Below are 11433 nucleotides of genomic sequence, written 5' to 3' on the forward strand. Positions count from 1 at the left end.
TCACGGGCTCCAGCGTCGTCACGAGCCCGTTTCCGTGGTCGATCGTGATCACATCCCGATCGACCACGCGACCGGAGAACTGCACGACGCCTGGCGCCGGCGAACGGACGGTTCGGACGCCGAACAGCGCCAGATCGACACCACGGTGACCTGGCCCGTAGCGATGCGCCGGTGCGACGTATGCGGTGAGGATGCGAAACCCCGACACCGGCCAAACCCAGTCATCCGCCACCAGCGCTGGGTCCGGCGATCGCATCGTGTGTGTGTCCGCTGCGATCGCTGGCGCAGCCGACGCAGGGACGGATGCTCCCAGTGCGACCGTAAGAGTAAGCGCGAGGACGGTGGGCAGAACGAGTCGAGAGGGGGACATGTCAGTCAGCATTCACGCTGCGCTGATGGCCTCGGGCTGCCGGTGCCGCGCCGGGGGACAGGCACCGGCGGGAGTAGGGCTGGGGAGGAGACCGCGAGTCGAGGTAGTGCACTTCTCGCGTCAACGCATCGCGTATCTCGCGGATGCTCTCGCTGGTACACTGGGAGGGCATCCCGATCTCGGGGTGACTTCGCGTGCCTACAGCCTGGCTATCTGTCAGGTGGCACGACTTCCATCGGTCTGAGCTCACCAGAGCACAGCGGAAGCGTGTCGGGCACCAGGATCGTCGGTCGCCGACCGACGAGATCAACCGTAAGAGACGCGGATCCGCGTCAGCAAAGGAGTACGGCCATGGCCGTCGTTACGATTCGCCAGCTGCTCGACAGCGGCGTGCACTTCGGACACCAGACCCGCCGGTGGAACCCGAAAGTCAAGCGCTTCATCCTCACTGAGCGCAGCGGCATCCACATCATCGACCTGCAGCAGTCGCTGACCTACATCGACAAGGCGTACGAGTTCGTGAAGGAGACCGTCGCCCACGGTGGCACGATCCTCTTCGTCGGCACCAAGAAGCAGGCGCAAGAGGTCATCGCCGAGCAGGCGACCCGCGTGGGTCAGCCCTACGTGAACCAGCGGTGGCTCGGTGGCCTCCTCACCAACTTCGTCACCGTCTCCAAGCGGCTTCAGCGCATGAAGGAGCTCGAGGAGCTCAACTACGACGACCCGGCAGCGAGCGGATTCACCAAGAAGGAACTGCTCATCAAGAAGCGCGAGCTCGACAAGCTTCACAAGTCGCTCGGCGGTATTCGCAACCTGCAGAAGACCCCCTCGGCGATCTGGGTCGTCGACGCCAAGCGTGAGCACCTCGCGATCGACGAGGCCAAGAAGCTCGGCATCCCCGTGATCGGCATCCTCGACACCAACGCCGATCCCGACGAGTTCCAGTACCCGATTCCTGGCAACGACGACGCGATCCGCTCTGTGGGCCTGCTCACCCGCATCATCGCGGATGCCGCCGCTGACGGTCTCATCCAGCGCCACCAGCCGGCAGGCGAGGCTGAGGCTGCTGAGCCGCTCGCCGAGTGGGAGCGCGAGCTTCTCGAGCAGGGCGCGCCGGTTGTCACCGACGTCGCCGAGGTCGAGACCATCGCCACCGAGTCCGAGGCCGACGCTGCCGGCGCGGCCGCGCACGAGGCCGTCGCCGGTGACGCGGACGCCGCCGCTGACGCCGAGGCCAAGTAAGCCGATCGACATCGCTCCGGTGGCGCCACTGCGCCACCGGAGCATCCACGAGAACTCACCACGAACAAGGAGCCACCACCCATGGCAAACTTCACGATCGCCGACATCAAGGCGCTGCGCGAGCAGCTGGGCACGGGAATGGTCGACACCAAGAAGGCACTCGAAGAGGCTGACGGCGACGTCGAGAAGGCCGTCGAGATCCTGCGCCTGAAGGGCGCGAAGGGCAACGCCAAGCGTGCCGACCGCTCCACGAGCGAGGGCCTCATCGCGGCCCGCGAGTTGAGCGGCAAGGTTACGCTCATCGAGCTCGCGTGCGAGACCGATTTTGTCGCGAAGAACGACCGCTTCGTCGCTCTGGCAGACAAGGTCGTGGACGCTGCTGCCACGATCGGTGCGAACTCGGTCGAGGAGGCCCTGGCCGCTTCCGCCGGCGCGGGAACCGTCGAGCAGCTGATCTCGGACGAGGCAGCGATCATCGGCGAGAAGGTCGAACTTCGCCAGGTGCGAACGATCGAGGGCGAGAAGTTCGAGATCTACCTGCACAAAACCAACAAGGACCTCCCGCCGCAGGTGGGCGTCGTGCTGGCCTACACGGGTGACGACGCGGAGACCGCTCGCGCGCTGGCGCAGCACATCTCTTTCGCCAACCCGTCGTACCTCTCGCGCGATGACGTTCCGGAAGCCGACGTCGAGAAGGAGCGAGAGATCGTCACCGAGATCTCGCGCAACGAGGGCAAGCCCGAGGCGGCACTCCCGAAGATCGTCGAGGGCCGTGTGAACGCCTACTTCAAGCAGGTCGCTCTGCTCGACCAGGACTACGCCCGAGACAACAAGCTCTCGGTCGCCCAGGTGGCGAAGGACGCGGGCCTCACGCTCACAGACTTCGCCCGGTTCAAGGTCGGCGCGTAAGCATCATGTCGAAAGGGTCCGCACCATCCAGTGCGGGCCCTTTCTGATGTGCTTCGGTAGGTTGTAGTCGACAAGAGGAGATGTACGTGGCGGATGAATCGACGGGGCGCCGGCGTGTCCTGCTCAAGCTTTCCGGGGAAGCATTCGGGGGAGGGCAGCTCGGAGTCAATCCCGATGTCGTCAGCCAGATTGCACGCGAGATCGCTGCGGCGGTCGACGAGGTGGAGATTGCCGTCGTCGTCGGTGGCGGTAACTTCTTCCGCGGCGCCGAGCTCAGCCAGCGGGGAATGGACCGTGGTCGGGCGGACTACATGGGGATGCTCGGCACCGTCATGAACGCGCTGGCGCTTCAGGACTTCCTCGAGCAGGCGGGCGCGGCAACCCGCGTTCAGTCGGCGATCTCGATGACCCAGGTCGCCGAGCCATACATTCCGCGCCGCGCTGAACGCCACATGGAGAAGGGGCGCGTTGTGATCTTCGGGGCAGGCGCAGGCCTTCCCTACTTCTCGACCGACACCGTTGCGGCCCAGCGTGCGCTCGAGATCGGTGCGAGCGAGGTTCTCGTCGCAAAGAACGGCGTGGACGGCGTCTACACCGCAGATCCGCGGAAGGATCCGACCGCGACCCGCATCGATCGGATCACGTACCTGGACGCGCTGCAGCGCGGTTTGAAGGTTGTGGACTCGACAGCCTTCAGCCTGTGCATGGACAACGGCATGGACATGCGCGTTTTCGGCATGGAGCCCGAGGGGAACGTCACACGTGCTCTTCTCGGCGAATCCATCGGCACGGTCGTCACGGTCGGCTGAAAGCCTGCCGACTAGACTGTGCAGGTCACACGCAGTAAGGAGTCGCCGTGATCGCGGATGTCTTGACCGATGCCGGAACCCGGATGGATCGTGCAGTGGAGGCCGCGAAGGATGACTTCGCGACCGTTCGCACGGGACGCGCCAACCCGCAGCTGTTCCAGCGGATCATGGTCGACTACTACGGTTCGCCGACCCCCCTCGCCCAGCTTGCGTCGCTGAACAATCCGGAGGCGCGCACGCTGGTCATCAATCCCTACGACAAGTCGGCGCTCAAGGCGATCGAGCAGGCGATTCGGGATGCCCCCAACCTCGGCGCGAACCCCACGAACGATGGCACGATCGTGCGCGTCACGATGCCGGAGCTGACCGAAGAGCGGCGCAAGGAGTTCGTGAAGCTCGTGCGCGCGAAGGCTGAGGACGCCAAGGTGCACGTGCGCGGCATCCGTCGTAAGGCCAAGGACGACCTCGACGCGCTCAAGAGCGACATCGGGGAAGACGAGCTTGGTCGCGCCGAGAAAGAGCTCGATGCGCTCACGCGCGCCCACGTCGACCAGATCGACGAGGCGCTCAAGCGCAAAGAAGCTGAGCTTCTCGAGGTGTAACGGTCGACATGACCGATGACCGTTCCGATGCGCGCGTCCCTGGCGATTCTGCCGGAGATGCGGCCGATGATGCCGGCCCTGGCTTCCAGACGCCGATGCGCACCGCGCGAACCGAGTTCGAGCAGCATGTGGCACACGCACGTGCAGAGTTCGAAGAGGCCAACGAGCGCATCAAGAAGCGCACCGGCAGGGACCTGATTCTTGCGATCCTCATCGGTGTGGGGATCGGGGCCGTCGCGCTTCTGTCGCTGATCTTCATCAAGTGGGCCTTCGTCTTTTTGGCTCTGGGAGTCGTCGTTCTCGGCGTTGTCGAGTTCTCGCGTGCGCTGGCAAGTTCTGACCGTCGCATCGATCTGGCTCCCCAGATCGCGGCAGCAGTCGTCGTGCTCCTCTCTGGCGCGTTCCTCGAGCTGTGGCTGCATTGGGTAGCGCTGTTCGCTGCCCTGGCGTTCGTTGTCGTCTGGCGCCTGATCGCTCAGATGTCAGCTGCCGACGGCCGTCCATATACGGCGGTCACCAGTGATGTGCTCGCGAGCACGTTCGTGGTCTTCTACGTCCCGTTCCTTGCGAGTATGGCGATGGTGCTGCTACGCCAGGACGGCGGCGAGTGGTGGATCCTCGCCTTCATTGCGGTCGCCGTCGTGGCCGACACCGCTGCGTACGCCGCCGGGCTCACCTTCGGAAAACATCCGATGGCGCCGCGGATCAGTCCGAACAAGACCTGGGAAGGCTTCGCCGGAGCCGTCGTCGGTGCTGTTGCTGCAGGCATCCTGCTCGGGATCTTCTTGCTGGGTGTGCCCTGGTGGGCCGGTGCCATCCTGGGTGCGGTGATTCTCGCCACCGCCACGACCGGCGACCTTGGCGAGTCGATGGTCAAGCGCGATCTCGGTATCAAAGACATGAGTTCGTGGCTGCCCGGACACGGCGGCGTCCTCGACCGGCTCGATTCGATTCTCCCGTCGGCAACAGCGGCGCTGGCGCTGTACTACCTGTTCGCGCCGTTGGTGGCAGCATGATGTGGTCTAGCGGCGTGAGGCTGGTATCCGAATGACGATGACTTCTTCTCCTGAATCGGCAACACCCGCCGTTCCCGAGCCGGCCCGCGCGCTGTTCCCCGTCACACGCGGACGCGTGAAGGGCTACGAGCGCGCCGCGGTCGACAGCTTCCTCTCACACGCACGGGATGCCTTCGAGGCTCCGGGCCACCCGTCGATGACCTCGGGCCAGATCCGTGCTGCTGCTTTCCCGCTCGCGCGTCGCGGCTACGAGATCACGAGCGTCGATGCGGCGCTCACCCGAATCGAGGACGCCTTCGCTCGGCGGGAGCGGGACGCGGCCATTGCTCGAGTCGGGACTGATGTCTGGATCGCCCGGACGCGGCGCGACGCGCAGACGGTGCTCGACCGGCTGCAACGGCCGTCTCGTCGTCGCTTTCAGCGAACGGGGGCCCTGCGCTATGGGTATCGGATCGACGAGGTCGACTTTGTCATGAACAAGCTTGCGCGATATCTCGAGACAGGAAGCGGAGCGACGATCGACCAGGTTCGAGGAGTCGCATTCCGTATGCAGCGCGGTGGATACCGCGAGGTCCAGGTCGATGCCGTCCTGGATGCTGTCGTCGAGATCATGCTCGCTGTCGAGTGAACTCGCGCGTCGCTCCGGGAGCATGCGCGGCTGGGCCTCGATAGAATCGGGTCATTGTGACCGATGAGAGCCGTGGCGCCGAGGTAACCGCACGCGCGAGCGCTGAACTCGCCCAGCGGGCTTCCAGCGTGCCGCGCGCAGCTGCAGCCCCCGTTGGCCACTGGTCGAAGCGGCGTGGGGTGCTAGCCGTGTTCGCAGCCTTCGCGGCGCTCGGATTCGTCGCGGCGAACGCTGGCCCCAGTGGGATGGCTTTTGCGACTGCCGAGGATGACACGCCCGAGGCGGTCTCGCTCTATGCGAGTTCAATCGTCGACGCGCAGTCGATCGTCGTGGACACGGATGCCGAGGCTGCCGCTTTCGATCCGGATCGCGGCGGCTATGAGGTGTACGTCAAGCCCAAGCCGACTCCGACCCCGGTTGTCGCATCCAGCGGCGGCGCAGCAGCGCCGTTGTTCTACTCGGGTGGTGGCTCACCCGCGGAGTGGATGTCGGCGGCGGGGATCGCCGAGAGCGACTGGGGATACGTCGACTACGTCGTCTCGCGAGAGAGTGGTTGGAACCCCAACGCGACGAACCGTAGCTCGGGGGCCTGTGGTCTCGTTCAGGCGCTGCCGTGCAGCAAGGTTCCCGGTAGTGGCTACAACCCGGTCGATAACCTCCGGTGGGCAAACGGCTACGCCGTGGGGCGCTACGGCAGCTGGGCCGGCGCTTACAACTTCTGGGTCAACAATCACTGGTGGTGACCGGCGAAAATGCCACGATCTCATCGTCGCCGCCCCGAGCCTGCCGGCGATGACGGGCTCGACCGCCTGATCGCGGGCTGGAAGCGAACCGAAGTACGCCGCGGCGTGGAATGGATTGTGCAGCCGGTCGCGGCGGCGCAGGCCACGAAGTCGTATGCGTGCCCCGGGTGCGTCCGCCCTATCGAGCCGGGTGCCGCCCACATCGTTGCGTGGCGCGCAGATGGCGTTCTCGGCGACGCCGCAGATCTCGCGGCTCGCCGACATTGGCACTCACATTGCTGGAGGATCAGCTGACATGGAGATTCGCGGACCGATGCTGCTTCCCGCTCGCCGGGAAGAGATCGAGCTTCACACGCAGGACGGTTTGCGGCTGGTCGGTGAACTCGCCCTGCCCGCTGAGCGCGCACCGCACGCAACGCTCGTCACCCTGCATCCGCTGCCGACGGCGGGCGGGTTCATGGACTCGCACATCTTCCGCAAGGCTGCGGCACGACTGCCCGCCCTCGCCGACCTTGCGGTGCTTCGATTCAACACCCGGGGGACGACCTCGCCGCGCGGGACCAGCGATGGCTCTTTCGACGGCGGCGACTCGGAGCGGTGGGATGTCGCCGCGGCGATGTCGTTTGTCGCGGAGCGAGGGTTGCCTCGTCCGTGGATTGTCGGCTGGTCTTTCGGGACGGAGCTGGCGCTGAAATATGCCGCCGATCATGACGTCGAAGGAATCGTGCTGCTGTCGCCGCCGCTGCATCGAACCACCGACGACGAACTCGCGGGGTGGGCCGAAGACCCCCGGCCGATCATCGTGCTCGTTCCGGAATTCGATGACTTCCTCCAGCCAGAGGAGGCGGCGCAACGCTTTTCGGTCATCCCGCATGCCACGCTCATTCCGGTCGAGGGGGGTCGTCACCTGTGGGTGGGCGAGAACCAGACGAGAACGGTCCTGACCGAGATCGTCGCCGCGATCAACCCCGATGCCCTCCCATTGCTGACGGAGTGGGATGGCGAGCTCGGCGATCCTGCCTGAGACTCAGCGCTCGTTCTGCCGGGGGATGACGACCTGCCGGTAGATGATCAGGACGCTTGCCGCCGCCGGGATGGCGATCAGGGCGCCGAGGAGCCCGAGAAGGGATCCGCCGGCGAGGGCTGCGACAACAACGACTGCACCGGGAATCGCGACGGCGCGACTCATGATGCGGGGCGAGATGACGTAGGCCTCGAGCTGCATGTAGATGAGGTAGTAGATCGCGGCGATGAGCGCAATCGTTGGCGAGCCAAGGCCTGGGATCAGGCACGTCAGCACGATGATCGTCGAGCCGGTGAGCGTACCGACGAGCGGGATGAGCGAGAACAGCAGGGCCACAACGGCGAGCACCGCCGGGAAGGGTGCCTCGATGATGCTGAGAAAGATCCAGCTCAGGATGCCGTTGATGACACCAAGACTGACCTGGCCGATGACGTAGTAGCCGACCGAGTTGGTGATCTGTTCGGCGAGATCGACGAACCGTTGCCGTTTGGATGCCGCAACGAGCTGGTACACCGCCTTCTTGAGCGAGGGGATCGATGCCGTGAAGTAGATCGTCAGGATCAGCACGATGAAGGCACCGAACAGTCCGCTCGCGATCGTCGCGCCGATCGCAAGGATGTTGCCACCGATCGACCCGCCGATCGACGCGAAGTCCAGGCCCTCGAGCCACTGCAAGATGTAGGCGAAGATGTCGTCCCATGCGAGCATCGGGAAGACCGACTCGAGCCAGGCCTGTAGCTCGTCCGGCCACGACGGGTTCTGCAAGATGCGGGTGACCTCGACGACGAACTGCGTGATCTGTTCCACGATGATCGGGAGCACCATCAGGATGACGCCGGCGAAGATGCCGAGCACGACGACGATGGTGATGAGAACTGCAGCCCACCGGGGCACGCGGCGGCGGATGAGCCACGAAACCATCGGTTCGAGGCCGAGCGCGAGAAACAGCGCGGTGCCGACGTAGAGCAGGATCGTCGACAGCGTCTGCACACTGGCGATGAGCAGGAGTCCGAGGCCCACGCCGAGGGTCGCGACGAATGCGACGCGGAAGGGGTTCTGCAGCTTCACGGCACCTCGTTCTCTCTGGCGTAATCCGCCTGGCGATCAGGATACGCATAGCCGGGCCCGGGAGGGTGATGCGCCCCTTCCCTGGGGACTTTCAGCACATGTTCGCTAGTCTGAAATGTCGAGTTTTCCGGTGTGCGACGACGTCCGCGCGCCGAGGAAGGTATTTCGTGCGTTTCGTATGGGCTGTGGTCGCGCTGGTTCTGGCGACCGTGATGATCGGGGCGGGAATCGCCCAGCGGACGATCTTCCAGGGCCCACGCTCCACGACAGCCGATGTTTCGATCACTCAAGACGAACCGTATCTGGTCATCGACGGTGCGGTACTGACCGCAAATCCCGGTTCCCAGACGCTACGAGTCCTCGGCGATGGTTCGGTGTTCGCCGCCTACGGTCGAACGGCTGACGTGCAGGCGTGGCTTGCAGACGCCACCTACAACCAGGTCGTGCAGACCGAGGATGGTGCGCTCGTCACCGAGGAGGTCGAGCCGACGCCTGAGCCCGAGCCGACTGTCGCCCCCACCGCCACGCCGGCAACCGACGCGCCGGCCGGCGATGGGGCGGCGACGGGGGATGCCGCGGCCGAGCAGGGAACAGCCGAGGAAGCGATTCCCGGGCGGAACCCGGCGGGCTCTGACCTCTGGCTGGATGAGTACCAGCAGGACGACCTCGTCATCGCGCCACTGCAGCTTCCCGCTGACATGAGCGTCATCATTGCCTCGGACGGAACGGAACCTGCCCCGACGACAGTGAGCGTCACCTGGCCGATCGAGAACTCCACGCCGTGGGCCGGACCCCTTATCGTCGGTGGCGGCATCCTGATGGCCGTCGGTGTCGTGCTGTATGTGCTCGGCATCCGTCATGTGCGCCGTTCACGTGGCCCGCGCCGCAAAGGTCTGCCGCTTCCGGTCACCGAGCCGATCGATCTGTCTGTCGCCGAGGCCGACAAGGGCGTGATCAGTTCCGGTAAGCCGCGGCGCGCGCTTGGCCGTGGCCGCACATCCTTCCTGGCGCTCCCGGTTGTGGCGGTAACAGTTGGTCTGCTCTCTGGCTGCACGTCGGATGCGTGGCCGCAGCTGGTGCCGTCCGAGACGCCGAGTCCGACCGCGTCGGTCATCGTGCCGGAGGGTCAGCAGGCCCCAGCGGTTACCAAGCAGCAGGCAGAGCGGATCGTCGAGCAGGCGGCTCAGACTATCGCTCAGGCTGATGAGGCGAAGGATGCCGACCTCGCCGCGACCCGGCTCGACGGCGCGCTCTTGGCTGAGCGCAAGACGAACTACACCCTGCGGTCAGCCATCGCCGACTATGCGATGCCGACCGCGGTTCCTGGCAAGCCTGTCGAGGTCGTCCTGCCGCAGGCCTTCAACGGCTGGCCCCGGTCGTTCCTGGCTGTCGTCACGGATGACGAGGCCAACACCTCGAGCATCATGGTTCTGACGCAGGCTGATCCGTGGACGCCCTACAAGCTGAGCTATATCGGCAACCTCGGGGGCAACACACTGATGCCCGAGCTTGCGCCGTCGTACATCGGCGCGAGTCAGCTTGCCCCGGATTCACCGTTCCTGCTGCTTCCACCCGATGAGCTTGCAGCCGCATACGCTGACGTGCTCGATAAGGGCGACGAGTCGGCGTTCGCGGGCATGTTCGACGAGCAGAGCGACCTGTTCCGTGCCGGCGTCGTCGCCGATCGGAAGGAACGTCTCGACGCCTTCAACCAGACCGGAGCTGAGACTGGCAGCCTGACTTTCAGCGCTGCCGCCGGTGAGTTCGCTCCGTTCGCGATCGCCACGCTGGAGAGCGGCGCGATCGTCGCGGTCAGCATCGCCGAGACCGATACCGTCAAGCCGACCAACGCGGACGCGGTCATCAAGTTGGACAACAACGCGACGGTGAAGACACTCGCGGGCGCCGACCAGTCGGCATCCGGATTCTCGACGACCTTCAGCGACCAGCTCTTCTTCTACGTGCCGGAGAAGGGGTCGAGCGAACCGATCCGTCTTCTGGGCTACTCGAGTTCGATTCTGAAAGGCTCTGTGCTGTGACACTTCCCGGCTCCAACGTTCCTCTCCGGGGCGCCGTCGACCTGTCAGCTCTGCGCAATCGTCCGGCAGCCCCGTCGCCGAGCGAGCCGGCTGCTGGCGGTCCGGCGGGCGGAAACACAGCACGGCTGGTGATCAACGTCACCGACGCGATGTTCCCGGAGGTTCTGGAGCTCTCCAAGACCGTGCCCGTCGTTGTCGACCTCTGGGCCGAGTGGTGTGGGCCCTGCAAGCAGCTGAGTCCTGTTCTCGAGCGCGTTGTCATCGAGTACGCCGGTCGGGTGGTTCTGGCGAAGGTCGACGTCGATGCCAACCCCCAGCTTGCTCAGGCGTTCCGTGCCCAGTCGATTCCGATGGTCGTCGCCCTGGTCGGCGGTCAGGCAGTGCCCCTGTTTACGGGCGCAGTTCCCGAGCAGCAGGTGCGTGACGTGTTCGCTCAGCTGCTGCAGCTTGCCGCGCAGAACGGCGTCAGCGGCTCTGTCGGGTTAGGCGAGCAAGATTCTGCCGACGATGATGGTGCTGCTGTCGAACCGGCGCTCCCGCCACTTCACGCCGAGGCGTTCGCCGCGATCGAGTCTGGCGACTATGCGGCGGCGATCTCTGCGTACGAGCGTGCTCTCGCCGAGAACCCACGCGCCACGGATGCGCGTGCGGGCCTTGCGCAGGTGCAACTGCTCTCACGGGTCCAGGATGCCGACCTCCAGGCTGCGCGTGCTGCGGCAGCCTCTGCACCCACCGACGTCGACGCCCAGCTGCTGGTCGCCGACCTCGATGTTGCGGGTGGCCACGTTGAGGACGCCTTCGATCGACTGCTGGACCTTTTCGCGGCACTGCCTGACGATGTGCGCGCACCCGTGCGGGAACGTCTGCTCGAGTTGTTCGGCATTGTGGGCGACGACGACCCGCGCGTCATCCGGGCGCGCAGTCGCCTCGCCTCGCTGCTCTTCTAGGAGCGGTTCTTCGAGCAGCGCAGTGCGGCGGCTCTC

Annotated in this window: 12 protein-coding genes and 1 pseudogene; 11 read left to right on the forward strand and 2 right to left on the reverse strand. The window is 65.4% G+C overall.

Annotation, left to right across the window (positions count from 1 at the left end; translation table 11 throughout):
- Positions 1-370 (reverse strand): annotated as a pseudogene (locus Q1V87_RS04420) (M23 family peptidase); the annotation flags it as partial.
- A 351-nt stretch (positions 371-721) separates the two neighbouring features.
- On the opposite strand from Q1V87_RS04420, the gene rpsB reads away from it, so the two are divergent.
- The 9 genes from rpsB (at position 722) to Q1V87_RS04465 (ending at position 7343) form a co-directional block, all read left to right on the forward strand.
- Positions 722-1612 carry a 30S ribosomal protein S2 gene (gene rpsB / locus Q1V87_RS04425; protein ID WP_300591008.1) on the forward strand — a complete coding sequence of 297 codons (891 nt, stop codon included), beginning with the start codon at positions 722-724 and terminating at the stop codon, positions 1610-1612.
- Positions 1613-1693: 81 nt separating this feature from the next.
- The gene (gene tsf, locus Q1V87_RS04430; RefSeq protein ID WP_300591009.1) at positions 1694-2521 is read left to right on the forward strand and encodes a translation elongation factor Ts; all 828 of its coding nucleotides are present in this window, start codon (positions 1694-1696) and stop codon (positions 2519-2521) included.
- An 86-nt stretch (positions 2522-2607) separates the two neighbouring features.
- Positions 2608-3330: a UMP kinase gene (pyrH, locus tag Q1V87_RS04435; protein WP_292712555.1), complete on the forward strand. Its 723-nt coding sequence runs from the start codon at positions 2608-2610 to the stop codon at positions 3328-3330.
- Between the two features lie 47 nt (positions 3331-3377).
- On the forward strand, positions 3378-3932 hold the full coding sequence (gene frr / locus Q1V87_RS04440) for a ribosome recycling factor (RefSeq protein ID WP_292712557.1): 555 nt from the start codon (positions 3378-3380) through the stop codon (positions 3930-3932).
- A gap of 8 nt (positions 3933-3940) precedes the next feature.
- Positions 3941-4948 (forward strand): phosphatidate cytidylyltransferase, encoded by a 1008-nt coding sequence (locus Q1V87_RS04445; protein ID WP_300591011.1) that lies wholly within the window; start codon positions 3941-3943, stop codon positions 4946-4948.
- Between the two features lie 37 nt (positions 4949-4985).
- Complete coding sequence (locus Q1V87_RS04450; RefSeq protein WP_300591012.1) at positions 4986-5576, forward strand: DivIVA domain-containing protein; 591 nt, start codon at positions 4986-4988, stop codon at positions 5574-5576.
- Between the two features lie 56 nt (positions 5577-5632).
- Positions 5633-6319, forward strand: coding sequence for a transglycosylase SLT domain-containing protein (locus Q1V87_RS04455; protein ID WP_300591013.1), 687 nt, complete (start codon positions 5633-5635; stop codon positions 6317-6319).
- Positions 6320-6328: 9 nt separating this feature from the next.
- The gene (locus Q1V87_RS04460; RefSeq protein WP_300591014.1) at positions 6329-6613 is read left to right on the forward strand and encodes a hypothetical protein; all 285 of its coding nucleotides are present in this window, start codon (positions 6329-6331) and stop codon (positions 6611-6613) included.
- 1 nt (position 6614) lies between these two features.
- Complete coding sequence (locus tag Q1V87_RS04465; protein WP_300591015.1) at positions 6615-7343, forward strand: alpha/beta fold hydrolase; 729 nt, start codon at positions 6615-6617, stop codon at positions 7341-7343.
- Between the two features lie 3 nt (positions 7344-7346).
- On the opposite strand, the gene Q1V87_RS04470 is transcribed toward Q1V87_RS04465, so the two are convergent.
- Entirely contained in the window at positions 7347-8411 is a 1065-nt protein-coding gene (locus Q1V87_RS04470; protein WP_300591016.1) for an AI-2E family transporter, read from the reverse strand.
- Between the two features lie 167 nt (positions 8412-8578).
- Here Q1V87_RS04470 and Q1V87_RS04475 point away from each other — a divergent pair, with 167 nt between their 5' ends.
- Together Q1V87_RS04475 and Q1V87_RS04480 are read left to right on the forward strand one after the other, a co-directional pair.
- Positions 8579-10450, forward strand: a complete 1872-nt coding sequence (locus Q1V87_RS04475) for a glycosyl transferase (protein WP_300591017.1) — start codon at positions 8579-8581, stop codon at positions 10448-10450.
- Positions 10447-11397 (forward strand): tetratricopeptide repeat protein, encoded by a 951-nt coding sequence (locus Q1V87_RS04480; protein ID WP_300591018.1) that lies wholly within the window; start codon positions 10447-10449, stop codon positions 11395-11397. Before Q1V87_RS04475 ends, Q1V87_RS04480 begins: the two co-directional genes overlap by 4 nt.
- Positions 11398-11433: the final 36 nt, after the last annotated feature.

The organism is Microbacterium sp. (assembly GCF_030149085.1).
Lineage (GTDB): Bacteria > Actinomycetota > Actinomycetes > Actinomycetales > Microbacteriaceae > Microbacterium.